Raw genomic sequence first — 23,663 nt, forward strand, 5'->3', positions numbered from 1 at the left:
GCTGCCCGGCTCGCTCGCGCTGCTGGCGGACCTGCGCGAGCACGGCATGCTCGGCGACGCGGGCGCGAACGTGCTCGGCGCCGCCGTGGGCGCCGCCGCGACCCGCACCCTCCCGGCCCCTGCCCGTCTCGCGCTGCTCGGCGGGGTCGTCGCGCTGACCCTGGCCAGCGAGAAGGTGAGCTTCAGCGCGGTCATCGACCGCACCCCGGCGCTGCGAGCGCTGGACCGCGCAGGCCGGCTGCCCGTGCCCTCCCGCGCCGTGGACGGCTCCGCCGTCCCTGGGACGACCGACGGGCCCGCCGCGCCGTCGGGGCCGCCGAGGACGTCCAGCGACCCGGACGACGCGGAGGAGGCACGTTGAACGGGACCGACACCGCGTCGGAGGCACGGCCCGTGCCCTCGACCCGCAGCGGCCGCATCGCCCGCTCCGTGCTGCGCGGCGCGGGGATCATCCTGATCGTCACCGTGTTCGCACGGATCGCGGGCTTCGTGCGCTATCTCGTGTTCGGCGCGAGCGTGGGCGCCGGCGACGTGGGCACCGCCTACACCACCGCCAACATGCTCCCCAACGTGCTCTTCGAGATCGTCGCGGGCGGGGCGCTCGCCGCGGCCGTCGTGCCGCTCATCGCGGGCCTCGTGCCCGAGCGGGACCCCGAGGAGGCGGAGGGGACGGCCGACGTGCCCGTGCCTGCGCCCGCCGCCGGGACGACCGCGGTCCCGCAGCCGTCCACGGCGACGCCGGAGCCCACGACCCCGGCCCCCGGCTCATCGGCGTCGCCGCAGAGCGCCTCCTCGCCCGACTCGCCGACGCGTCCCGTCCCCGCCGGTGCGGCGCTCGCCGACCGGATCATCTCGGCGCTGCTGACCTGGACGGTGATCGGCACCCTGCTCCTCGCCGCGCTCGTGATCGCCCTCGCCGAGCCGCTCTCGCAGCTGCTGCTCGCCTCCGACCAGACCGGGGCGGCCGGCGTCGGCCTCGGCGCGACGCTGCTGCGGATCTTCGCGGTCCAGCTGCCGTTCTACGGGGTCTCCGTCGTGCTGGCCGCCTACCTCCAGGCCCGGCGGCGCTTCCTCTGGCCGGCGATGATGCCGCTGCTGTCCTCCCTGGTGGTGATGGCGTCCTATCGCGTGTACGCCCTGCTCGTGCCGTCGGTCGCGACGGTCTCCACCATCGACGGCGCCGCCGTGCAGTGGCTCGGCTGGGGCACCACCGCCGGGGTCGTCGTGATGGCGCTGCCCGTCGCGATCGCCTCCGCCCGGGCGGGGCTGCGCGTCCGCCCCGCGCTGACCATGCCCGCCGCGCACGCACGGCGCGCCCTCGCCCTCGGCGGAGCGGGGCTCGGCGCGGTCGGCGCCCAGCAGATCGTGCTCGCCCTGGTGATGCTGTTGGCCATGCGCGCGGGCGGCGTCGGCACCCTGCCTGTCTTCCAGTACGCCCAGGCGCTCTACCTGCTGCCCTACGCGGTGCTGGTGGTGCCGCTGGTGACCTCCGTCTTCCCGCACCTGTCCGAGCTGCGCCTGGTCGGGGACGTCACCGGCTTCGCCCGTGTCGCCGCCGTCTCGGTGCGCACCGTCATCGGCGTGTCCGTGGTCGGGGCGGCGATGCTCATCGCGGCCGGCCCGGCGCTCGGCCAGTTCTTCCGCCACATCGACCGGGCCGAGGCGACCGGGGTGGGCTCCGCGACCGCGGGCCTCGCGCTCGGGCTGGTCGGCTTCGCCGTGGCGACCCAGTGCACCCGCATCCTCTCCGCGGCGCTGCGCGCCCGGGACGCGCTGATGGTCGGCGCGGTCGGCTGGGGCATCGCCCTGGTCGCCCTGCTCGTCCTGGTGCTGCCCAGCCCTGCTCGCTCCGCCGCGGAGGCGGCCACCGCCTTCGCCCTCGCGATCGCGGCCGGCATGGCGGTGGGCGGCCTGGTCGGTCTCTCCCGCATCTGGGACATGCTCGAGCACGGCGGCCACGAGCGCCAGGTGCGCCGCACCGCCCTCGCGGTCCCCGTCGCCGTGCTCGTCGGGGCGGTGCCGGGACTGCTGCTGGGCCGTCTGCTGATCACGGTCGACACCGGCGAGGTGCTCACCGTGCTCTACGGCATCCTGTGCGGGTTGGTCGCCGCCGTGCTCTCCGCCGCGGTGCTCGGCGCGGTGGACCGGGAGCTCGCCGTCGGCGTGCTGCGACGCCTGCGGAGGGCGGGCTGATGCGCGTCCTGCTCGTGCGCCCCACCGCCAGCGGGGGACTGGCCGCGCATGTCGACCAGGAGCTCGCGCTGCTCGAAAGCGCAGGACGACGCGTCGCCGAGGCGCCGGTGCGGATCCGCGAGCGCCCCAGCCCCCGGCACGACGCCGCGACCGTGACGGCGCTGCGCCGGATCGTGCGCGGCGCCGGGGAGCCCGTCGCCGTCCATGCCCACGGGTTGCGCGCCGGGGCCCTGGCCGCCCTGGCCGTGCCCCGCCGGGGCGGGCACCGGCTCGTGGTCACCCTGCACAACCGCACCGTCGGCGGGGTCCCCGCCCGAGCGATCGGCGCCGCGCTGCTGCGGCTCCTCGCCCGCCGGGCCGACACCGTGCTCGCCGTCTCCCCGGACCTCGCCGAGGACGCCCGCCGCGCCGGCGCGCGCGACGTGCGACACGCCGTGATCCCCGCCCCGCGGCGCCCGGAGGAGGCGGGGGAGCAGCGCTCCGCGAGCGACGGGACCGGTGCCCGGGAAGCGGCCGGGCCGGGAACGCCCGTGGCCCTCGTCGCCCTCGTCATCGCTCGGCTCGCCCCGCAGAAGGGGCTGCACGACCTGCTCGACGCGGCGGCCCTGCTGCGCGGCGAGGAGGTGCGGATCCTCGTCGCCGGCGACGGTCCGCTGGAGCGCGAGCTCGCCGCCCGCATCACCGCGGAGCATCTCCCCGTCGACCTGCTCGGCCGTCGTCAGGACGTCCCCGACCTGCTGCGCCGCGCCGATCTGGTGCTCTCCGCCGCCCGCTGGGAGGGACAGCCCGTCGCCCTCCAGGAGGCGCTCCTGGCCGGCCGCGCGATCGTCGCCACCGACGCCGGCGGCACCCGCTGGGTCACCGGAACGGCCGCGCACCTGGTCCCCGTCGGCGACGCGGAGGCGCTCGCCGCGGCGGTCAGCACGCTCCGCGCCCCGCTCGCACGGCGCCGCGCCGAGACCGCCTCCCGGCGGCGGGCCCGCGAGCTCCCGCGTGCCGAGGATCTCCTGGCCCAGCTCGACGAGATCCTCGCCCCCGCACCCCGCCGATGGTAGGTTGGCCGTCCGTGGCAGACACGAGCGCGAGCGCACCCCAGACCGGCACCGGCCCCATCCCCCGGATCGGGGCGGCCGCATCGGCCAAGCCCTTCCGCAACGAGGGCACCACCAAGCACATCTTCGTCACCGGCGGTGTCGTCTCCAGCCTCGGCAAGGGACTGACCGCCTCCTCCCTCGGGATGCTCCTGCGCAGCCGCGGGCTGCGCGTGACGATGCAGAAGCTCGACCCGTACCTCAACGTGGACCCGGGCACGATGAACCCCTTCCAGCACGGCGAGGTGTTCGTCACCGAGGATGGCGCCGAGACCGATCTCGACATCGGCCACTACGAACGGTTCCTCGACGAGAACCTCTCCGCGAACGCGAACGTGACCACCGGCCAGGTCTACTCCACCGTGATCGCCAAGGAGCGCCGCGGCGAGTACCTCGGCGACACCGTGCAGGTCATCCCGCACATCACCAACCAGATCAAGGAGTCGATGCGCTCCCAGGCCGGTGACGACGTGGACGTGATCATCACCGAGGTCGGCGGCACCGTCGGCGACATCGAGTCCCAGCCCTTCCTCGAGGCCGCGCGCCAGGTCCGCCAGGACATCGGCCGCGAGAACGTGTTCTTCGTGCACGTCTCCCTGGTGCCCTTCATCGGCCCGTCCCAGGAGCTGAAGACCAAGCCCACCCAGCACTCCGTCGCCGCACTGCGCAGCATCGGCATCCAGCCCGACGCGATCGTGCTGCGCGCCGACCGGGCGCTGCCCGCCTCCGTGAAGTCGAAGATCTCCTCGATGTGCGATGTGGACATCGACGCGGTCGTCACCTGCGCCGACGCTCCCTCCATCTACGAGATCCCGCTCGTGCTGCACGGCGAGGGCCTGGACGCCTATGCGATCCGGCGCCTGGACCTGCTCAGCCACGACGTGGACTGGAGCCAGTGGGAGGAGCTGCTGCGCCGCGTCCAGCACCCCGCCTACGAGGTCACCGTCGCCCTGGTCGGCAAGTACGTCGACCTGCCCGACGCGTACCTCTCGGTCACCGAGGCGCTGCGCGCCGGCGGCTTCCACCACAGCGCGAAGGTCACGATCCGCTGGGTCGAGTCGGACCTGTGCGCGAGCGAGGACGGGGCCCGCGAGCAGCTCGCGGACGTCGACGCGATCGTCGTCCCCGGCGGCTTCGGCGTGCGCGGCGTGGACGGGAAGGTCGGCGCGCTGCGTCACGCCCGCACCCACGGCCTGCCCGCGCTGGGCCTCTGCCTGGGCATGCAGTCGATGGTGATCGAGTACGCCCGCACCGAGCTGGGCCTGACGGGGGCGCACTCCACCGAGTTCGACCCTGACACCGCCCATCCCGTCATCGCGACCATGGCCGAGCAGGAGGACATCGTCGCAGGCAGCGGGGACCTGGGCGGCACCATGCGGCTCGGCTCGTACGACCACACCCTCGCCGAGGGCTCCCTCGCCGCCGAGGTGTACGGCACCACCGAGGTCGCCGAGCGGCACCGTCACCGCTACGAGGTCAACAACGCCTATCGCGACCGGCTCGAGCAGGCGGGGCTGCGCATCTCCGGCGTCTCCGAGCTGAACGAGGACCACTCCCTGGTCGAGTTCGTGGAGCTGCCCGCAGAGGTGCACCCGTTCTACATCGGCACCCAGGCCCATCCCGAGCTGAAGTCCCGCCCCACCCGCGCCCATCCGCTGTTCGCGGGCCTGATCGGGGCGGCGCTCGACCTCCAGAAGTCCACCCGCCTGCTCGAGGTGGAGCCCGACGGGACCGTGCCCGAGCTCGCCGAGCACGTCGACGACCAGGACCAGCAGGACTGAGACCCGCGCGGGTGCGCCGGGACCTCCCCTCCCGGCGGCCCGCGACGACCGAGGACGGAGCGGCGATGACCGACGACACGACCACGCACCCGCGGCACGGCGGCGAGGACCCGCTGCGCGACGAGGCCGACCTGCGCCCCGTCGCCGCGCACCGCACGGTGCACGAGGGGATGGTGTGGGACCTCGTGCGCGACACGATCGACTTCGCGCCGGGCGTGCGCTTCGACCGCGAGTACATCCGCCACACCGGTGCCGTCGCGGTCCTCGCCGTGGACGAGGCCGACCGGGTGCTGCTGATCCGCCAGTACCGCCATCCCGTCGGCCACCGGCTGTGGGAGATCCCCGCCGGACTGCTCGACCTCGCCGGCGAGCCGCCCCACGCCGCCGCCGCCCGCGAGCTCGCAGAGGAGGCCGGATGCGAGCCGGTGCGGATGTCCACCCTGGTGGACCTCCGCCCGAGCCCGGGAGGCAGCGACGAGGTGATCCGGGTCTACCTCGCCGAGGGCGTGCGCGAGAGCGAGGAGGAGTTCGAGCGCGTCCACGAGGAGGCCGAGCTGATCAGCCGCTGGGTGCCGCTGGGCGAGGCCGTGGCCGCCGTGCTCGAGGGCCGGATCACCAACGGCACCACGGTCGCCGCCCTGCTCGCCCTGCAGGCGCTGCGCGGCGGGGGAGCACCCGTGGCCGCGCCGCGACCCGCCGACGCACCGTTCATGGAAAGACCCGGACGGCACTGAGCGGGCCGCTTCCCGGGCTCAGACGGACTCGACGCGCGCCCGGTGGATCACCGGCGCGGACTGCTCCGCCTGCCAGGGACGGGCGCCCAGGTCGCGCAGCGCCTGCTCGACCTCCGCCTCGGTCCCGGCCTCCTCGTGCTCCCACACCCACTGGCGCAGCAGCGCGGGCTGGAGGAGGTTCTCCGGCGGCATCTCGAGATCCTCGGCGCGCTCGTTCACCGCGGCGCGCACCACCTGGTAGCGCTCGGCCACGTCGGGATGCTTCTTGGACCAGAGCTTGTGGGGCGGGGGATAGGAGCGCTCGGAGCGCTCCGGCAGGTGCGAGGCCGGCAGCTCGATGCCCGAGCGGGCGACCTGCCACCAGCGGTCCTTGTGCCGCATCTTCGACGGCAGCGCTCGGTCGAAGGCCTCCCTCCCGCGCGGCGCCTCCTTCGCGGCGGCGACGAGGTCGCGGTCCTTGATCACCCGGTGCGGGGAGAGGTCCGCCTCGCTCGCGAGCTCGTCGCGGCGGGTCCACATCTCCCGCGCCGCCGCGAGCTGCCGCACGGTGCGCAGGGCGCCCAGGCCGTGCAGTCCCCGCCAGCTCGAGGAGCGGGTGGGACCGTGCTCGCGGGTGCGCTCGTGGGCGAACTCCTGAGCGGCCCAGTCCGCCTTGCCGGCCGCCTCGAGGCGCTGCGCCAGCACGTCCCGCACCTGGACCAGCACCTCGACGTCGAGCGCGGCGTAGACCAGCCAGCTCTCCGGCAGCGGCCGCTTCGACCAGTCCGCGGCGGAGTGCTCCTTGGCCAGGCGCAGGGCGAGGGTGTCCTCGACCACCGCGCCGAGCCCGACCCGCTCCATGCCCAGCAGCCGCGCGGCGAGCTCGGTGTCGAACAGGCCGCCGGGGTGCAGGCCCAGCTCTGCGAGGCTCGGCAGGTCCTGGCCAGCCGCATGCAGCACCCACTCGCGCTCGGCCAGAAGGGTGCGCAGCGTGCCCGGCATCGTGAACGCCAGCGGGTCGATCAGTGCGGTCCCGGCCGCCTCGGTGCGCAGCTGCACCAGATAGGCGCGGGAGCTGTAGCGGTAGCTGGAGGCGCGCTCTGCGTCCACCGCGACCGGCTCGGCGGGATCGGAGGCCGCCGCCTCGCACCAGGCCAGCAGCGGCTGGATGCGGTCGATCACGGGCACGAGGCCATCGCGGGGCGCGGTGAGGTCGCGCAGCTCGGGTCCTGCGGAGGGAGTGGTGGCGGTGTCGTGGGGCATCTGGGTGCTGGCTGCGCTGTCCGTGGTCTCGAGGGGGCGGGGGCGGCGAGGGCCGCGCGTGCGGGTGCGGCGGCGGGAGCGGGACGCCGCGGGATCGGCGTGATCGGCGGGGGAGGCGTCGCTCGCGGCGTTCACCGCAGCTCCCCGTCGTCCTCCGCGGTGCGGGGCGCTCGCGCATGGTGGGTGGGGGCGATCGCCGAGATCTGCGGGGGCGCCGGGGGCAGCCCCCCGGCGGCGGCGAGCATCGCGGTCCAGGCCGCGAAGTGCGGGGCGAGGGCGAGGTTCCCGTCCTCGGAGGGCTCCGGCGTCCACGACACCCGCATCTCGACGTCGACCGTGGAGGGCCGTGAGGCGAGCGCCCCGTAGGACTGGGAGACGACGCGGGTGGCCGTGCAGCCGAGCTCCCGGGCGTCGGCGTCGTGGAGCTCGAGGGACTCGGTCACCCAGGACCAGGCGACGTCGCCGAGCATCGACTCGATCGCGAACTCGGGCTCGAGCTGCGCCTGGACCAGCGCGACCATCCTCGAGGTGCCGTCCCAGGACTCCTGACCGGCGGGGTCGTGCAGGACCACCAGTCGACCGGAGGCGAGCTCGTCGTCATGGACCAGGATCTCCCCGGTGCAGGCCCACGTCGAGGGCGCCATCCTGGACGGGGCCGGGATGGTGCGCCATGTGAACTCCGGGCGATGGGGAGCGCTGGTCATGGCGTCGATGGCGGCGCGGAAGGTGTCGTCGCCGGTGCGGATTCGATGGACGGACACGCAGGGAGGCTATCCCCGGCGTGCCCGCTCGCCCGGCAGGCGCGCCGGGCTCAGCCGCGGTCCGCCGCGTCGTCGCTGTGCAGCAGGCTGATCGAGTTGATGCAGTAGCGCTGATCGGTCGGGGTGGGGAAGCCCTCGCCCTCGAAGACATGCCCGAGATGCGAGCCGCAGCTCGCGCAGCGCACCTCGATGCGGCGCATCCCGAGCGAGGTGTCCTCGAGCAGCTCCACCGCGTCGGAGTCGCTCGGGGCGTAGAACGCCGGCCAGCCGCAGTGGGCATCGAACTGGGTCTCGGCGGTGAACAGCTCGACGCCGCAGGCGCGGCAGGCGTAGGTGCCGGCGGGACGCACCTCCTCGTACTCCCCGGTGCCAGGGCGCTCGGTGCCACCCTGGCGGAGCACCTGGTACTCGGCGGGGGAGAGGCGCTCGCGCCACTCCTCCTCGCTGATCGCGACCGGGTAGGGGCGGGTGCCGATGGGATCGTTGGACATGATGCCTCCACTCTGCGGCGCCTGGCGCCGCCTGGGGCCGCGGACCGGCGGGGACGGGCTCGTCCCCGCCGACGCGGACGGGTGTTCTCAGTGTCGATGCTAGTGCGTCGATAGGATGCGCGATATGACGTGCGACCCCTCCCGGAACCGCCCGACCACGGCGCTGACCCTTCGCGAGCGGTTGCTGTCCGCACGCCCCGACCAGGCCCGATGGCTCCACGTGGCGGGCTACGGGGTCACCGGTGCCGCCGGGGCGTTCGCGCTCAGCGCAGGGCTGCTCACCGTCGGCGCCCGGGTGATGGCGCGGCTGCCGCTGGTGCCGCGGGAGAGCCTGCGCGGACGGCCCGACGTCACCGTCCGCGCCGTCCACCCCGACCGGGTGCACCTCGACGCCTCCGCGACCACGCGCCGTGACGGCCTGATGGCGCTGCGCCAGTCCGGCGGGACCGTGCACGTGCGTCTGGGGCCGGTCGACGGCCGCCCCACGCCCACGACGGTCTCCCGCCCGCTGCTGGTCGAGGACACCGCCGAGCCGCTGCTCGTGGACCGGGCGACGTCCAACGGCTTCTTCTGGGCGGGCACGCCGCAGACGGCGCACGGGCTGGCGACGGAGGAGGTGGAGATCGGCTCGCCCGTCGGTCCGATGCCGGCGTGGCTCGTGCGGCCCGATGAGGCCGAGGGGTCCGTGCCGGGGCAGGAGGACACCTGGGCGATCCTGGTGCACGGCCACGGCTCCGCCCGCGGCGAGGCGCTGCGCGTGATCCCGCTGCTGCACCGGCTGGGGCTGACCAGCCTCGCGATCACCTATCGCAACGACGCCGGCGGCCCCGCCTCCGCAGACCGGATGCACCACCTGGGCTCGGCCGAGTGGGAGGACGCCGAGGCCGCGATCGAGTACGCCGTCTCCCAGGGCGCCCGGCGCCTCGTGCTGATGGGCTGGTCGATGGGCGGGGGGATCGTGCTGCGCACCTCCGTGCGCTCGGCCCATCGCGACCTCATCGCGGCCCTCGTGCTCGACTCCCCGGCCGTGGACTGGCAGGACATCCTCGTCTACCACGCCACCGCGCTGAAGGCCCCCGCCCCGATGCGGCGGCTCGCGCTGTGGATGATGACCTCGAGCATCGGGGCGCGGATGGTGCGCCTGCACGAGCCGCTGGCGCTGCACGAGATGACCCCCGCCTACTACGGACGTCATCTGCGCCACCGCACCCTCCTCTTCCACGCCCTGGACGATGCGACGGTGCCGCCCGCCCCGAGCCGGCATCTCGCCGCGCTTCGGCCGGACCTGATCGAGTTCGAGCCGTTCGAGGGTGCCTCCCACACCCGCGAGTGGAACCGCGATCTCGCCCGGTACGAGCGGCTGCTGGCCGACTTCCTCGGCGATGTGCTCGGTCTGGGGGAGCAGGCCGCCGCCCTCCAGGTGCCGGTGCGCGATCCCGCCGCGCCCGCTCTCGAGGGTTCGATCGGGCTGCGTCTCTGAGCGGTCGAGCCCCGAGGGCCCCGGTCGCGCCCCGACCGGGCGTGCTCAGGACCGCCGATAGCGCGACAGCGTCGCACCCTCGCCCAGCAGCAGGGACTCCAGCGTCCAGCGCGTCTCGTGCGGGGCGCCGTCGAGCACGCGCGGGGAGGGTCCGCCGACGGTGCGGTGCGCGGTGGTGAAGCACAGCTCGTCCAGCAGCTCCGCCTCCGCCAGCCGGGCGAGGGCCGACGGTCCGCCCTCGGCCTGGATCAGCCGCATCCCCCGGGCGGCGAGCGCGTCGACCGCCTCCAGCGGGGAGTCGGCGGTGAGCACCTGGGCGGCGGGCAGGCCCGAGCGGCGCGCGGCGTCCTTCGCCCCGGCCGACGGGGTGAGCAGGTAGGTCGGCTGGTCGGGGTCGACGTAGTCCGGCAGCTCCCCGCTGCCCGACCAGATCGCAAGCGCAGGTCGCGGGGCGCCGCCGGGCCGGAGGGAGGGTCGCAGCAGGTCCGCGCGGCCGCGCACGCCGCGGTAGTCCTCCGCCCGCACTGTCGCGGCCCCCACGAGCACGACGTCGGCGAGCGCCCGCAGCACGGAGAAGAGAAACGAGTCGTCGGGGTCGTGGAGCGAGCCGGAGGTCCCGTCGGCCCCCGCGACCGCGCCGTCGATCGTGGTGGTCATCATCGCGCGCACGTGCACGGCGCCCGGCGGGAGCTCCGGGGCGGCGTACAGCGCGGCGAGCGCGCGGGCGCCCTCGGCGTCGGCCGGGACGGGCACGGGGGAGGGCAGCAGGGCGCGATCGCGCAGCAGCAGGTGCACGGGGACTCCTTCGCACAGGACGGGTGGGACGGGACATACCGCTCCGAAGCACGGCCGGAGGGTGTGTCCTCGATCATCGCGCACCCGGGGAACCGCCCGGGGCACCGCACGCGGCGCGGGATGCGCCCCTACACTGACCGGCGTGACCGACTCCCTCTGCGACCGTCGCCCCGAACCGACCCTCGAACGACTGCTCGCGGACCTCGTGCCCCCGCCCCGCTTCGCCCAGGCGCGCCTGGAGAGCTACGTCCCCGACCCCGCGCACCCCTCCCAGCAGGAGGCCAAGGAGCGCGTCTCCGCCTTCGCCGCCGCCCTCGCCCGGCCGCGCGGCGGATTCCTCTCCCGGCTGCGCCGACGCAGCGAGGCGGCCCGCGGCATCTACCTCGACGGCGGCTTCGGGGTGGGCAAGACCCACCTGCTCACCTCGCTCTTCCACGCGGTCGAGGGGGAGAAGGTCTACGGCACCTTCGTGGAGTACACCGACCTGGTCGGCGCGCTCGGCTTCCAGAAGGCCGTGGACCTGCTGGGGGCCTCGCGCCTGGTCTGCATCGACGAGTTCGAGCTCGACGACCCCGGCGACACCCTGCTGATGACGCGGCTCATCCGGGAGCTCTCCGACCGGGGCGTCTCCATCGTCGCGACCTCCAACACCCTCCCCGACGCGCTCGGCGAGGGTCGCTTCGCCGCCCAGGACTTCCTGCGGGAGATCCAGGCGATGGCCGAGCGCTTCGAGGTGCTGCGGATCGACGGCGAGGACTACCGGCGCCGCGACGGGGTCGCCGAGATCTCCGCCCTGCCCGAGCAGGAGGTGCGCGAGCACGCCGCGGCGCAGGACGGCGCGACCCTCGACGGCTTCGACGAGCTGCTCGCTCATCTCATGCGCGTCCACCCCTCCCGCTACGGCGCCCTGATCGACGAGGTCGCCGCCGCGCACCTCACCGGGGTGCACGGGCTCACCCACCATCACGACGCGCTGCGCTTCGTGGTGCTCGTGGACCGGCTCTACGACCGGGAGGTCCCGGTGCTCCTCTCCCTCGCCCCCGCGGACGGCGCGGAGGCCGACGGCCCGGCCGAGGCGAGCGAGCCCGGGGACGGTGTGCTCGAGGACCTGTTCTCCGCCGAGCTGCTGCGCTCCGGGTACCGCAAGAAGTACCTTCGGGCGCTGTCGCGCCTGGCCTCCCTCGCCCGCGACGGACTCGTCCTCAGCCGCTGAGGCGCGCCCCGCGCAGCACGGCCGCTCCCGCACCGTCCAGGTGCACGCCCCCGTCCTGTCCGTGACGGAGAGGCCCGAAGGAGCCCAGCACCTCCTCGGCGTGGAGCACCCGCCCGTCGGCCGCGGCGAGCGCGCCCGGGCCGCGGTGGGCGAGCACCGAGAGCTCCCCACGATGCATCAGCACCGTCTCCTCGGCGAGCACCTCGACGCGGGTCGCGGCCAGATCGCCCGAGCGCAGCGCCTCGTGCGCGCGGCGCAGCGCGATCAGCTCCCGGTACCACTCCAGCATCCGTCCGTGCTCACCCTCGGTGCGCTCCTCCCAGCGCAGCTGCGAGCCCACGAAGGTCGAGCGCTGCTGCGGGTCGGGCACCTCTGCGGCCCAGCCCATCGCCGCGAACTCCTCGGCGCGGCCGGCGCTGACCAGGGGCCCGAGCTCATCGTCGTGGTCAGTGAAGAAGGCGAAGGGGGTCGAGGCCGCCCATTCCTCGCCCTGGAAGAGCATCGGCGTGCCGGGGCCCAGCAGGATCAGCGCGATCGCGGCGGCATGGGCGCCCGGGGAGATGCCGTGGTGGATCCGGTCGCCGGCGGCGCGGTTGCCGACCTGGTCGTGATCCTGCAGGAAGGTGACGAAGGAATGGCCGTCGTAGTCGGGGGAGGCGGGGTCCACCGGCGCGCCCCACACCCGCCCGCGGAAGCTCGAGTACGTGCCGGCGTGCAGGAAGATCCCCGGCAGCGCCGCGGCGAGCACGTCGGCGTCGCCGAAGTCGGCGTAGTAGCCGGCGCGCTCGCCGGTGGCCCAGGCGTGCACGGCGTGGTGCACGTCGTCGGCCCACTGCATGTCCATCCCCAGTCCGCCCGAGCTCGTCGGCGTGACGGTCGCGGGCTGGTTGCGATCCGATTCGGCGATCAGGGCGAGGGGGCGCCCGGTCTCCTCCTGCCAGGCGGCGACGGCGCCGGCGAGCTCGGCGAGGAAGTGCGGGGAGGAGTCGTCCTTCAGCTCGTGGACCGCGTCGAGCCGCAGCCCGTCCAGCCCCAGCTCCACCAGCCACTGCCGGGCGCTGCCCAGCAGGAAGTCGCGCACCTGGCGGGAGCCGGGCTGGTCGAGGTTCACCGCCTCGCCCCAGGGCGTCTCGTGGCGGTCCGTGAAGTACGGGCCGAACATGCCCAGGTAGTTCCCCGAGGGTCCCAGGTGGTTGTGGACCACGTCCAGCACGACGGCGAGGCCGCGGTCATGGGCGGCGCGCACGAAGCGGGCCAGCGCCTCCGGCCCGCCGTAGGCGGAGTGCACGGCGTACAGCCCCACCCCGTCGTAGCCCCAGCCGCGCTCGCCGGGGAAGGTCGCCAGCGGCATCAGCTCGACCGCGTCCACGCCGAGCTCGACCAGCGCGTCGAGCCGCTCGATCGCCGTGTCGAGGGTGCCGCCGGCGCCGTCCGGCCCCGGGGCGAAGGTGCCCACGTGCACCTCGTAGAGCACGGCCCCGCGCAGGTCCCTGCCCTCCCAGCCCGGTGTCGGCGCGAGCGCCTGCGCGTCGACGACCTCGCTCGCGCCGTGGACGCCGTCCGGCTGGGACAGCGACCGGGGATCCGGCAGCCACAGCTCCCCGTCGTCGAGGCGGAAGGCATAGCGCGCCCCCGCCACGGGCGCCGGGTCCGACAGCTCGAACCATCCCTCCTCGGCCGGGGCCATGGTGTGCACGGTCCCGTCCACGCGGATCTCCACGGCGCCGGCCGACGGGGCCCACACGCGATAGCGGTCCATCGCGCCGAGCGGGGTCGGGGGCTGCGGTGCGGCGATCATCGCGTCTCCTCCAGGTGGTGGGGGACCGGCAGGGCGCCGGTCGGGGTGGCGCCGACGCGCACCAGCAGCGCGACGGGGCTGTCGTCCAGCAGCTCGACCAGCGGGACCATCCCGCCCTCGTGCTCCGCGCCGCCGAGCACGTCGCGCCAGCGGCCCTCGGGCAGGCCGATCCGGCTCTCGCCCCAGCCGCCGCGCTGGGCGAGCCCGTGCGCGAGCCGTGTGACGACGGTGACCACCTCGACCGGTCCCTCACCGCATGCGCGGCCGAAGGCGACGGCATGGCCGGTCGTGGTGGGCAGCGGGCGGTAGGCTGCGTCCCGGCCCTGGAACAGGTCCGGCCGCTCCCGGCGCAGCACCAGCGCACGGTGGGTCAGCCACAGCTTCTCGTCGCCGATCCCCTCGGGACGGGCGCCCTCGATCATCCGTCCGAGGCGGGCGGCGTGCGCGGCGTGGTCGACCTCGCGGCGGTTGTCGGGGTCCACCAGGGAGAGGTCCACGCTCTCGTTGCCCTGGTAGACGTCGGGCACGCCGGGCATCGTGAGCTGCACGAGCTTCTGGCCGAGGATCGCGGCGCGCTGCACGGAAGCCGTGCGCCGGGTCCAGTCGGCGAGGATCGCGGCGACCTCCTCGGACTCCAGCGCCGCTCGCCCCAGGGCCTGCACCTCGCACTCGTACTCGGCGTCCTGCTCGGTCCAGGTGGTGTGGGTCTTCGCCTCGCGCATCGCCTTGGCGAGATACCCCTCGAGCCGGTCCGCGTCCAGCGGCGCGGCCCCGGAGCCGGGCAGCTCCCAGCAGGTGGCCAGGGTCTGCCACAGCAGCAGCTCGATCGCCCCGTCGACCCGGTCACCGCGATGCGCGGAGGTCGCCCGATCCAGGTCCTGCACCACCAGCGCCCACTCGAGCGGCTGCTCGGTGAGGACGGCCAGGCGTGCCCGCACGTCCTCGCTGCGCTTGGTGTCGTGGGTGGACAGGGTGGTCATCGCATCGGGACGGGTGCGCACCATGTGCAGGGCGTGGTCGTGCAGCACATCCGACTCGACCCCGATCCGCTCCGGGTCCGAGCCCACCTCGTTCACGGCCAGGAAGCGCGTGTAGCGGTAGAATGCGGTGTCCTCGAGCCCCTTGGCGTGGACGGGGCCGCAGGTCTGCGCGAAGCGGACCACGACCTCGTCGCGCTCGGCGCTGCGGCTGCGTCCCGCGCTGCCCGCCTCGTCCCCGCACACCAGGGCGACGACCAGCTCGAGGGTCGCGGCGAGGTCCTCGTCGTCCCCGAGCCGGGACTGTGCCCGCGCCGCGGCCTGCTCGATCACGGCCCGCTCGGCGCCGGGGGCGGGCTCGCCCGGGACGATGTAGGCGCGGTAGCGGTCCATCGAGGTCAGCAGCGCGACGACGACCTTCTGGATGTTGCGCCGCGTGGTGTCGCGCAGGCGGATGTCGTCCTGGCAGATCCCGTGGATCAGCGCGGTCAGCCGTTCGATCTCGGCCCACAGGCTGGTGGTGACCACGAGGTCCGTGGACTCGGCGGCGACCTCCTCGAAGGGGCGCAGGTCGCCGGTGCGCCGCTGCCACAGATGGGTCAGGCCCAGCGCGCCGTGCGGGTCGTGGAACAGGCCTGTCACCCGCCACAGCGCGTCGTAGCCGGTCGTGCCCGCGCAGGGGAAGTCGCCGGGCAGGTGCTCCTCGCCCTCGAGGATCTTCTCGATCACGGTCCAGGCCCCGTCGGTGGCGCGCTCGAGATCGCGCAGGTAGCCGCGAGGATCGGAGAGGCCGTCGGGATGGTCGATCCGGTAGCCGTCGATCACGCCCTCGCCCTGCAGCTGCAGGAGCGTGCGATGGGTCGCCTCGAACACGGCGGGGTCCTCGACCCGCACCGCGGCGAGGGTGTCCACGTCGAAGAAGCGCCGGTAGTTCAGCTCCTCGTCGGAGACCTTCCAGTACGCGAGCCGGTACCACTGGCGGTCCAGCAGATCGGCGAGCCCGAGGTGCTCGGTGCCTGCGGCGACGGGCAGCACGTGGTCGTAGTAGCGCACCACGGTCTCCTCGGCGACCGAACCGTCGGCCTGCGGGACCTGCTCGACGCCCATCGTGATCTCCCCGTCGGCGAGGACCGCGCCGACGGGCCGTCCCAGCACCGGCACGAGCACCGATCGCTCGCCGGAGAGCTCGAGGTCGAACCAGTCGGCGAAGGGGGAGGCGGGGCCGTCGCGCAGCACCGACCACAGTGCCCGGTTGTGCCAGATCGGGGTCGGGATCGACATGTGGTTGGGGACGACGTCCACGACGATCCCCATCCCGTGGGCGTGGGCGGTCTGGGCGAGGCGGCGCAGCGCCTCCTCCCCGCCGATCTCCTCGCTGATGCGGGTGTGGTCCACGACGTCGTAGCCGTGGGTCGAGCCGGGCGCGGCCTGCAGCACGGGGGAGCAGAACAGGTGCCCCACGCCGAGCCTGGCGAGATAGGGCACGATCTCCGCCGCGTCGTCGGCGGTGAAGCCGGCGTGCAGCTGCAGGCGGTAGGTCGAGGTCGGGACCCGGCGCACCGCGGGCTGGGCCCCGGTGTCGGCGGGTCGGGAGCGCCGGGACGGCGTCTCCCGGGGCGTGGGACGGGGACGGGTCTCGAGGCTCACTGCGGGGCTCTCCTTCTCGGGGGTCAGGCGCGGACCGTGCGCTCGAGGTCGTCGGCGGTGCGCTCCTCGTCCTCGCCCGTCTCCGGGGGACGCATGAGGATCAGCATCGAATGGCCGGGGCGGACGACCTGCTGGCCGGGGTCGAAGACGGAACCGACGTCGATGGTGTCGCCCGTGCCGAGCACGACCTCCCACTCGGTGCCGTACTCCTCGCCGGGCAGCACGACGTCGACGTCGTTGCCGGAGGCGTTGAACACCACCAGCGCCGAGTCGCCCTCGATCCGTTCGCCGCGGGAGTTGGGCTCGGGGATCGCGGAGCCGTTGAGGAACATGGTCAGGCACTTGTTCTGAGGATCGTTCCACTCCTCCTCGGTCATCGGCTGCCCGTCGGTGCCCAGCCATTCCACGTCCTTGAGCACGGAGCCGGCGTCCTCGCGCACCACGCCCTGCAGGAAGCGGCGTCGGCGGAAGATCGGGTGCTCGCGGCGCAGGGCGATCATGCGCTGGGTGAACCAGAGCATCTCCTCCTGGTGCTCGTCGAGGTCCCAATGCACCCACGACAGCTCGTTGTCCTGGCAGTAGGTGTTGTTGTTGCCCTGCTGGGTGCGTCCCATCTCGTCGCCGTGCAGGATCATCGGCACGCCCTGGCTGACCAGCAGCGTGGCCATGAGGTTCTTGGCGCGGCGCTTGCGCAGTTCGAGCACGGCCTCGTCGTCGGTGTCGCCCTCGATGCCCGAGTTCCAGGAGCGGTTGTGGCTCTCGCCGTCGCCGCCGCCCTCCTGATTGGCCTCGTTGTGCCGCTCGTTGTAGGAGACGAGGTCCCGCATCGTGAACCCGTCGTGGGCGGTGACGAAGTTGATCGACGCGATAGGTGTGCGGCCGGTGTGCTGGTAGAGGTCGGAGCTGCCGGCGAGGCGCGAGGTGAAGTCGCCGACGGTGCCCGGCTCCGAGCGGTGGAAGTCCCGCACCGAGTCGCGATAGCGGCCGTTCCACTCCGACCACAGCGGCGGGAAGCCGCCCACCTGGTAGCCGCCCTCGCCCAGGTCCCACGGCTCGGCGATGAGCTTGACCTGGGAGATGATCGGGTCCTGCTGGATGATGTCGAAGAAGGCGGAGAGCCGGTCCACCTCGTGCAGCTCGCGCGCGAGGGTCGAGGCGAGGTCGAAGCGGAAGCCGTCCACGTGCATCTCGGTGACCCAGTAGCGCAGCGAGTCCATGATCAGCTGCAGCACGTGCGGGGTGCGCATCAGCAGCGAGTTCCCGGTGCCGGTGGTGTCGTAGTAGTGCGCCTCGTCGCCCTCGACCAGGCGGTAGTAGGCGCTGTTGTCGATGCCGCGGAAGCACAGGGTGGGGCCCAGGTGGTTCCCCTCGGCGGTGTGGTTGTAGACCACGTCGAGGATGACCTCGATGCCCGCCTCGTGGAGGTTCTTGACCATCTGCTTGAACTCCTGGACCTGCTGTCCCAGATCGCCCGCATAGGCGTACTCGTTGTGCGGGGCGAAGAACCCGATCGTGTTGTAGCCCCAGTAGTTGCGCAGCCCCTTCTCGACGAGATGGCCGTCCTGCACGAACTGGTGGACCGGCATCAGCTCGACCGCGGTGACGCCAAGCTCCTTGAGGTGCTCGATCACGGCGGGATGGCCCATTGCGACGTAGGTGCCGCGGATGCTGTCGTCGATCTCCGGGTGCAGCATCGTCAGGCCCTTGACGTGCGCTTCGTAGATCACGGTGTCGTGGTATTCGTGCGCCGGCGGATGATCGTTGCCCCAGTCGAAGAAGGGGGAGACCACGACCGAGTGCATGGTGTGGGCGGCGGAGTCCTCGGTGTTGCGCTTCTCGGGGTCCTCGAAGTCGTAGCTGTACAGCGAGGGATGGTTGCTGGCCATCCCGGCGATCGCCTTCGCGTACGGGTCCAGCAGCAGCTTCGAGGGGTCGCAGCGCAGGCCCGCGGCGGGGTCGAAGGGGCCGTGCACGCGGTAGCCGTAGCGCTGGCCGGGCTGGACCGCGGGGAGGTAGACGTGCCACACGTGGGCGTCGACCTCGGTGACCTCGATGCGCCGTTCGGCGCCGTCCTCGTCGAACAGGCACAGCTCCACCCGCTCGGCCGCCTCGGAGAAGAGCGCGAAGTTGGTTCCCGAGCCGTCGAACGTGGCGCCGAGGGGATACGACTTACCTGTCCAGATCTGCATGGCCCCACAGTACTGGGCGCGGGCGAGCGGGGAACGGGGCGCGGCGAGGCGGGCCCGATCGTGATTATTCCGCGAGCTCGGTCGGGCCCCGGCGGGGTCGGCGGGCTCGTCCACGCCGGGGCGGGGACGAGAAAGGCCCCGGCCGGAGCCGGGGCCTTGCATGGTGGGCGATACTGGGATCGAACCAGTGACCTCTTCCGTGTCAGGGAAGCGCGCTACCGCTGCGCCAATCGCCCGTCGCGCCGGAGGCGCGGGGGAGGGATGGAGCGGACGACCGGATTCGAACCGGCGACCCTCACCTTGGCAAGGTGATGCTCTACCAACTGAGCTACGTCCGCACATCGGCTGGGCCGACGAGGAGTCACCTTAGGCGCGCTTCGACCCCCTGTGCAAACCCGGACGGTCTTCAGTGTCCGAGGTCACGGGCGGCAGGGCCGGGGTGCACCGAGGGCTCGTGCCGGCCGGCCGGCCGGGGCTGCGGAGCGCGAGGAGCACCAGAGGTGCTCGGGCTCCGTCCTCGCGCCGCACGGGCGCGGCGCGCCCGTGCGGTCGGATCGACGGCGCCCGAGCGGTCGGATCGGGGAGGGCGATGGGGCCCGGGTGCCGGCGGGACCGGAGGGTCGGCTCGTCGGGTCCGACGCCGCTCCGATGGACCGGGACGCAGGTCACATCCAGAAGTGGCGCGAGCATCCGTCGGGAGCATGTAAGCTTCTTCAAGTCCGATCGAGAGAACGGGCATCACCTCAGGGCGATTGGCGCAGCGGTAGCGCGCTTCCTTCACACGGAAGAGGTCACTGGTTCGATCCCAGTATCGCCCACGGCAGGATCCTCGGATCCCTGTCCTGCGGACGTAGCTCAGTTGGTAGAGCATCACCTTGCCAAGGTGAGGGTCGCCGGTTCGAATCCGGTCGTCCGCTCCGGGGGGATGGCGCTCCCGACCTCGCGTCGGGAGCGCTGTTCCGTATGATGCGAGAGCATCACCCGGTGGGTTGGCCGAGAGGCGAGGCAACGGCCTGCAAAGCCGTGTACACGGGTTCGAATCCCGTACCCACCTCGAACGGCACCTGCCGGTGCCGTCCCGGGCGATTGGCGCAGCGGTAGCGCGCTTCCCTGACACGGAAGAGGTCACTGGTTCGATCCCAGTATCGCCCACCCACGAGAACAGCCCCGGCTCCGGCCGGGGCTGTTCTGCATTCCGGGAAGGGGCGGCGTTCGGGTCGACTGCTCGATGGTTTCCCACGGGTTCGGGTTCTCACGGCCCCGTGTTCTCCCACGGCTCCTGGGCCCCACCTGTCCCGTGGCCTCCGGCGCGACACCGCCGCGTGATCGCCCCCGTTACCGGTCTGTCGCAAGATGGCGACATAGGATCGCGATACCGCGACCGAGGTGCGACAACGCCGCCACATCGCGTCGATAGCGTCGAGAGCAAGCGGACGGCAGGGGGTCGTCCACCACCGCCCGAGGAGGCGCAGCATGAACGCCACAGCACGCACCAGCAGCCGCATCGTCCGGGGCCTCGCCGCCGCCGCACTGATCACGGCCCTGGCCACCGGCTGCCAGTTCGGCATCGGCGGCGAGGACGAGGAGCCCACCGGCTCCGGCACCACCGCCGAGCAGGGCGAGGCACCCGCGGGCGACGGATCCGGCACCAGCGAGGAGGCCCCGCGGGCCTCCGACGGCGGGGGAGAGGCGGGCAGCGGCGGATCCGGAAGCTCCGATACCGGCAGTGAGGACGACGTGGCGGACGAGAGCGCTGCCGCAGCCGGCGTGGACCTCACCGACCTGGGCGACCCCGTCGCCACGGCCGAGATCCCCGCCAGTGTCGAGGGCGACCCGGAGGCGACTATGACCGTCCAGCTGTTCGGCCTGGAGAAGCAGGGCGAGACGGTGGTGGCGACCTTCGCCTTCACCGTGAACAGCGAGGACGGTTCCGACGAGCAGCGCCAGCTCTACCACTACCTGGGGAACACGGGCTGGCAGCCCTACGCGATCGACACCGTGAACCTCAACAAGCACGGCGTGCTGGGTGGATCCACGACGGGGCAGACCGACTACCAGGGCACGCGCTTCAAGCCTGGCCAGACGTTCTACGCCTACGCCTCCTTCGCCGCCCCGCCGGCGGACGTGACCGCCATGGACGTGATGATGGTGGATGGTGCCCCGATGGCCACGGGGGTGGAGATCCGATGATCTGCTCGACCGCCCGCCACACGATCCCTCGGAGCATCGGAACGGCTGTGCTGACCGCCGCGCTGCTCATCGGTGCCGGTGCCGCTCTGGCCGACGACATCGAACCCCTGGATCCGAACATCACCGCGCTGGATCGCAACATCACCCCGCTCGGCGATGAGGTGACCGAGGGCGAGACCACCACCATCACCCTGGAATCGGACATCCTGTTCGACTTCGGCTCCACCGAGCTCTCCGACGCCGCCGTCACGAAGATCGGCGAGCTGGTGGCCGAGGCGCCGCAGGGAGGGACGGTCTCCGTGGACGGCCACACCGACGACGTCCCCTACCACCGCGGCAACGACGTCCTCTCGACGGAACGCGCCCAGTCCGTCGCGGACGCGATCGCCGCCGCCCGCCCCGATCTGGAGCTCACCGTCACCGGCCACGGCGACAGTGACCCCGTGGCCCCGAACAGCTCCGGCGGCGAGGACAACCCTGAGGGGCGCGCCGAGAACCGCCGCGTCGAGATCCGCTATGACGGGTGAGCGCCCGCGGGTCCTGCTGGTGGACGACGACGCCACGATCCGTGAGCACCTCACCGGGGTGCTCGAGCGCAGCGGCCTCGACGTCCACGCGGCGGCCGACGGCGCCGAGGCCCTGCGCAGCATCGAGGAGAGCGCCCCGGACCTGGTGATCCTGGACGTGATGATGCCGGTGATGGACGGCCGGGAGGCCCTGCGTCGCATCCGGGCGGGACACGACTGGCTGCCGGTCATCCTGCTCACCCAGGTGGGGGAGAGCTTCGAGCGTGCCGCAGCCCTGGACGAAGGGGCAGACGACTACCTCAACAAGCCTTTCGACCCGCAGGAGCTGCTGGCTCGGATCAGGGCCGTGCTGCGCCGCAGCAGCCGGGGCTCCGTCCCCCTCAGCGCCGCCCAGGCGCTGAGGGCCGGGGCGCTGCGGATCGACCGCCCGGCGCGGCGGGTGTTCCTCGGCGATGTCGAGAAGCAGCTCACCCCCCGGGCGTTCGCCCTGCTGGAGTTCCTCATGTCCCATCCGGACGAGGTGTTCGGCCGCGAGCGCCTGCTGCAGACGGTGTGGGGGTTCGACGCCATCGTCACCAGCCGTGCCGTGGACCACCGGGTGGCGGAGATCCGCCGGGTCCTCGGCGAGGACGCCGCGGCCGCCTCGTACGTGGAGACCGTGCCGGGGCTCGGCTACCGCTTCGTGCATCCGGTGGAGCGCGGATGAGTGCGAGGACGCAGGAGGATCTGAGGATCCTGGCCGGCGCGGTGATCGTCCCCGCCGTGCTGGGCCTGGCGCTCTCGGTGATCTGGTGGGCCGCCGGTGGTGACGGGACGTTCTACATGACGGTGTCCCTGCCATGGCTGCCGTTCGCCGTGGGCCTGCTGATCAGTGCCCTGCTGCTGCCGGCGCTGGTGACCCTGATCGCGATGCGCCGTCACGTCGAGCAGGTGCGCCGCCGCACCGTCCAGGAGCAGACGGCCAGCAGGCGCCGACTGCTCGCGCGACTGGACCACGAGATCAAGAACCCCATCCAGGGGATCCGTGCCGCGCTCGCCGACGAGCCCTCGGAGCGGCAGCGCGCCAGCATCGACGCCCAGTCACAGCGCCTGACCAGTCTCCTCGGGGATCTGCGCAAGATCGGCGAGGTGGAGCACACCGCGCTCGAGCTCACCACCATCGATCCGGCAGCCCTCGTCGAGGAGGCCGTCGCCACCATCACCGAGGCTCCCGGCGCCGGCGAACGGCGCATCGCCGTCTCGCTGCCCACCGCTCCGCGTCCGCTCCCGCCGATCGTGGGGGATGAGGACCTGCTTTTCCTGGCACTGGTGAACGTGCTGACCAACGCCGTGAAGTACTCCGCCCCGGGGGACGCGATCGAGGTGCGGGGCCGCGCCGCCGAGGACGTGGTGGTGCTGGAGATCGCCGACACCGGACGCGGCATCGCGCCCGAGGAGCTGGACCTGGTGTGGGAGGAGCTGGGGCGGGCCCAGGAGGCTCGCTCCGTCGAGGGCTCCGGCCTGGGCCTGCCGATGGTCCGCGCCATCGTCGAGCGCCACGGCGGGACGGCGCGCCTGGACTCCTGGCACGGGGAGGGATCCACGCTCACCCTGAGCCTGCCCGCCGATGGACCGACGGCGGGCGGCTGAGAGACCGGTCATCCGCCGTCCACGGCCCGTCGGAGCATCGCGACGGTGCCCATGGCCACACCGAGAACAGCCCACGCCACGAGCCACCAGGGCTCGTCCCCGTTGCTAGGGTCGGAAGTGACGCATCTCGCATCAGGCCCCCGGCCGCTGATGCCTACGACACCCCACAAGGAGCCCACCCATGCGTGTACTCGTCATCCGTGCCCACCCCCTCGACTCCAGCAAGTCCCGGTCCATGGCCATGGCCGACGTGTTCCTCGAGGAGCTGCGGTCCTCGCACCCCGACGCTTCCGTCGACGACGTGCGCCTGTACGAGACCGCCGTGCCCGAGATCGACCTGGACATGATGACCGGCTGGGAGCGCCTGGCAGACGGTGAGCACTTCTCCCACCTGACCGGGCCCCAGCAGAACAAGCTCGCCCTGTTCGACCAGTACACCAAGCAGTTCCAGGCGGCCGATCTGGTGGTGATCGCCAACCCCCTGTGGAACCTGTCCGTGCCCACCCGCCTGAAGGCCTGGATCGACACCATCAGCCGGGCCGGGGTCACCTTCCGGTACACGGAGGACGGCGCCGCGGAAGGCCTGGTCAAGGGCAAGACGGTGGTCCACCTGCAGGCCAGTGGCGGCCATTTCGACCAGCAGGACCCGGCCTGCCTCTACATCAGGGGAATGTTCTCGTTCCTGGGGTGCGAGGTGCACACGGTGGCCGCGGAGGGCATGGACCATGAGCCCGACCGTGCCGAGAAGATCCTGGAGGAGGCTCACGACAGGGTGCGGGAGCTGGCGCGCGGGCTCTGAGCCGCCAGCCCGGTGCGGGGCGGGTGGCTCAGGGTGGCGGTGGCCGGCGGGAAGCGAGTGCGCACGGCCGGTGCGGGGCACTCTCGCGCCCGTCTACGATGGCTCGTGGAGCCGGCACCGTAGGCC

18 protein-coding genes, 6 tRNA genes and 1 pseudogene are annotated in these 23,663 nt (G+C 73.1%); 16 read left to right on the top strand and 9 right to left on the bottom strand.

Annotation, left to right across the window (positions count from 1 at the left end):
* From L3K22_RS11295 to L3K22_RS11315, 5 genes and pseudogenes are all read left to right on the top strand, one after another.
* Positions 1–361 (top strand): annotated as a pseudogene (locus L3K22_RS11295) (hypothetical protein); the annotation flags it as partial.
* Positions 358–2,193, top strand: coding sequence for a murein biosynthesis integral membrane protein MurJ (gene murJ, locus L3K22_RS11300; RefSeq protein WP_263311458.1), 1,836 nt, complete (start codon positions 358–360; stop codon positions 2,191–2,193). The pseudogene L3K22_RS11295 and the gene murJ, both read left to right, overlap by 4 nt.
* Positions 2,193–3,248, top strand: coding sequence for a glycosyltransferase (locus tag L3K22_RS11305; protein ID WP_263311459.1), 1,056 nt, complete (start codon positions 2,193–2,195; stop codon positions 3,246–3,248). Before murJ ends, L3K22_RS11305 begins: the two co-directional genes overlap by 1 nt.
* Positions 3,249–3,259: 11 nt before the next feature.
* On the top strand, positions 3,260–5,065 hold the full coding sequence (gene pyrG / locus L3K22_RS11310; RefSeq protein ID WP_263311460.1) for a CTP synthase: 1,806 nt from the start codon (positions 3,260–3,262) through the stop codon (positions 5,063–5,065).
* A gap of 65 nt (positions 5,066–5,130) precedes the next feature.
* Positions 5,131–5,799 (top strand): NUDIX domain-containing protein, encoded by a 669-nt coding sequence (locus L3K22_RS11315; RefSeq protein WP_263311461.1) that lies wholly within the window; start codon positions 5,131–5,133, stop codon positions 5,797–5,799.
* A gap of 18 nt (positions 5,800–5,817) precedes the next feature.
* On the opposite strand, the gene L3K22_RS11320 is transcribed toward L3K22_RS11315, so the two are convergent.
* From L3K22_RS11320 to msrB, 3 genes are read right to left on the bottom strand one after another with little or no spacing between them, the layout of a single operon-like run.
* Entirely contained in the window at positions 5,818–7,176 is a 1,359-nt protein-coding gene (locus tag L3K22_RS11320) for a ribonuclease D (protein ID WP_263311462.1), read from the bottom strand.
* A complete protein-coding gene (locus L3K22_RS11325; protein ID WP_263311463.1) occupies positions 7,173–7,802 on the bottom strand; it encodes a DUF3000 domain-containing protein in 630 nt (209 codons plus the stop codon). Before L3K22_RS11325 ends, L3K22_RS11320 begins: the two co-directional genes overlap by 4 nt.
* 50 nt (positions 7,803–7,852) lie before the next feature.
* Complete coding sequence (msrB, locus tag L3K22_RS11330) at positions 7,853–8,293, bottom strand: peptide-methionine (R)-S-oxide reductase MsrB (RefSeq protein WP_263311464.1); 441 nt, start codon at positions 8,291–8,293, stop codon at positions 7,853–7,855.
* A 124-nt stretch (positions 8,294–8,417) separates the two neighbouring features.
* On the opposite strand from msrB, the gene L3K22_RS11335 reads away from it, so the two are divergent.
* Entirely contained in the window at positions 8,418–9,773 is a 1,356-nt protein-coding gene (locus L3K22_RS11335; RefSeq protein WP_263311465.1) for an alpha/beta hydrolase family protein, read from the top strand.
* A 45-nt stretch (positions 9,774–9,818) separates the two neighbouring features.
* On the opposite strand, the gene L3K22_RS11340 is transcribed toward L3K22_RS11335, so the two are convergent.
* Positions 9,819–10,568, bottom strand: coding sequence for a dihydrofolate reductase family protein (locus L3K22_RS11340; protein WP_263311466.1), 750 nt, complete (start codon positions 10,566–10,568; stop codon positions 9,819–9,821).
* Between the two features lie 142 nt (positions 10,569–10,710).
* Here L3K22_RS11340 and zapE point away from each other — a divergent pair, with 142 nt between their 5' ends.
* On the top strand, positions 10,711–11,781 hold the full coding sequence (zapE, locus tag L3K22_RS11345; RefSeq protein WP_263311467.1) for a cell division protein ZapE: 1,071 nt from the start codon (positions 10,711–10,713) through the stop codon (positions 11,779–11,781).
* Here the strand turns inward: zapE and treZ are convergent.
* The 5 genes from treZ to L3K22_RS11370 form a co-directional block, all read right to left on the bottom strand.
* Complete coding sequence (treZ, locus tag L3K22_RS11350; RefSeq protein WP_263311468.1) at positions 11,771–13,579, bottom strand: malto-oligosyltrehalose trehalohydrolase; 1,809 nt, start codon at positions 13,577–13,579, stop codon at positions 11,771–11,773. The two genes, zapE and treZ, sit on opposite strands and share 11 nt — an antisense overlap.
* The gene (gene treY, locus L3K22_RS11355) at positions 13,576–16,203 is read right to left on the bottom strand and encodes a malto-oligosyltrehalose synthase (protein WP_263311469.1); all 2,628 of its coding nucleotides are present in this window, start codon (positions 16,201–16,203) and stop codon (positions 13,576–13,578) included. The genes treZ and treY overlap by 4 nt, the downstream gene beginning before the upstream one ends.
* Positions 16,204–16,226: 23 nt before the next feature.
* A complete protein-coding gene (gene glgX, locus L3K22_RS11360; protein WP_263311470.1) occupies positions 16,227–18,392 on the bottom strand; it encodes a glycogen debranching protein GlgX in 2,166 nt (721 codons plus the stop codon).
* A 161-nt stretch (positions 18,393–18,553) separates the two neighbouring features.
* Positions 18,554–18,628: transfer RNA gene (locus tag L3K22_RS11365), tRNA-Val, on the bottom strand.
* Positions 18,629–18,654: 26 nt separating this feature from the next.
* Positions 18,655–18,730 (bottom strand) — tRNA-Gly (locus L3K22_RS11370).
* A gap of 408 nt (positions 18,731–19,138) precedes the next feature.
* Between L3K22_RS11370 and L3K22_RS11375 the strand changes: the two genes are divergently transcribed.
* The 9 genes from L3K22_RS11375 to L3K22_RS11415 all read left to right on the top strand — a co-directional run bounded on the left by L3K22_RS11375 (position 19,139) and on the right by L3K22_RS11415 (position 23,537).
* Positions 19,139–19,210, top strand: a tRNA-Val gene (locus tag L3K22_RS11375).
* 26 nt (positions 19,211–19,236) lie between these two features.
* Positions 19,237–19,309, top strand: a tRNA-Gly gene (locus L3K22_RS11380).
* 66 nt (positions 19,310–19,375) lie between these two features.
* Positions 19,376–19,446, top strand: a tRNA-Cys gene (locus tag L3K22_RS11385).
* A gap of 26 nt (positions 19,447–19,472) precedes the next feature.
* A tRNA-Val gene (locus L3K22_RS11390) sits at positions 19,473–19,544 on the top strand.
* Positions 19,545–19,865: 321 nt separating this feature from the next.
* Positions 19,866–20,582, top strand: coding sequence for a hypothetical protein (locus L3K22_RS11395; protein ID WP_259881513.1), 717 nt, complete (start codon positions 19,866–19,868; stop codon positions 20,580–20,582).
* The gene (locus tag L3K22_RS11400; RefSeq protein ID WP_259881515.1) at positions 20,579–21,109 is read left to right on the top strand and encodes an OmpA/MotB family protein; all 531 of its coding nucleotides are present in this window, start codon (positions 20,579–20,581) and stop codon (positions 21,107–21,109) included. Before L3K22_RS11395 ends, L3K22_RS11400 begins: the two co-directional genes overlap by 4 nt.
* Positions 21,099–21,815 (top strand): response regulator transcription factor, encoded by a 717-nt coding sequence (locus L3K22_RS11405; protein ID WP_259881516.1) that lies wholly within the window; start codon positions 21,099–21,101, stop codon positions 21,813–21,815. Before L3K22_RS11400 ends, L3K22_RS11405 begins: the two co-directional genes overlap by 11 nt.
* A complete protein-coding gene (locus L3K22_RS11410; RefSeq protein ID WP_263311471.1) occupies positions 21,812–22,738 on the top strand; it encodes a sensor histidine kinase in 927 nt (308 codons plus the stop codon). The genes L3K22_RS11405 and L3K22_RS11410 overlap by 4 nt, the downstream gene beginning before the upstream one ends.
* Before the next feature lie 181 nt (positions 22,739–22,919).
* On the top strand, positions 22,920–23,537 hold the full coding sequence (locus L3K22_RS11415; protein ID WP_263311472.1) for an FMN-dependent NADH-azoreductase: 618 nt from the start codon (positions 22,920–22,922) through the stop codon (positions 23,535–23,537).
* Positions 23,538–23,663: the final 126 nt, after the last annotated feature.

The sequence above is a fragment of the Brachybacterium atlanticum genome (genome assembly GCF_025669985.1).
In the GTDB taxonomy this organism is placed as follows: domain Bacteria; phylum Actinomycetota; class Actinomycetes; order Actinomycetales; family Dermabacteraceae; genus Brachybacterium; species Brachybacterium conglomeratum.

Coding starts and splice junctions, on each gene's coding strand:
- L3K22_RS11305 (WP_263311459.1), top strand. CDS start 2,193: ATGCGCGTCCTGCTCGTGCGCCCCACCGCCAGCGGGGGACTGGCCGCG.
- L3K22_RS11315 (WP_263311461.1), top strand. CDS start 5,131: ATGACCGACGACACGACCACGCACCCGCGGCACGGCGGCGAGGACCCG.
- msrB (WP_263311464.1), bottom strand. CDS start 8,293: ATGTCCAACGATCCCATCGGCACCCGCCCCTACCCGGTCGCGATCAGC.
- L3K22_RS11335 (WP_263311465.1), top strand. CDS start 8,418: ATGACGTGCGACCCCTCCCGGAACCGCCCGACCACGGCGCTGACCCTT.
- treZ (WP_263311468.1), bottom strand. CDS start 13,579: ATGATCGCCGCACCGCAGCCCCCGACCCCGCTCGGCGCGATGGACCGC.
- glgX (WP_263311470.1), bottom strand. CDS start 18,392: ATGCAGATCTGGACAGGTAAGTCGTATCCCCTCGGCGCCACGTTCGAC.
- L3K22_RS11395 (WP_259881513.1), top strand. CDS start 19,866: ATGAACGCCACAGCACGCACCAGCAGCCGCATCGTCCGGGGCCTCGCC.
- L3K22_RS11400 (WP_259881515.1), top strand. CDS start 20,579: ATGATCTGCTCGACCGCCCGCCACACGATCCCTCGGAGCATCGGAACG.
- L3K22_RS11405 (WP_259881516.1), top strand. CDS start 21,099: ATGACGGGTGAGCGCCCGCGGGTCCTGCTGGTGGACGACGACGCCACG.
- L3K22_RS11410 (WP_263311471.1), top strand. CDS start 21,812: ATGAGTGCGAGGACGCAGGAGGATCTGAGGATCCTGGCCGGCGCGGTG.
- L3K22_RS11415 (WP_263311472.1), top strand. CDS start 22,920: ATGCGTGTACTCGTCATCCGTGCCCACCCCCTCGACTCCAGCAAGTCC.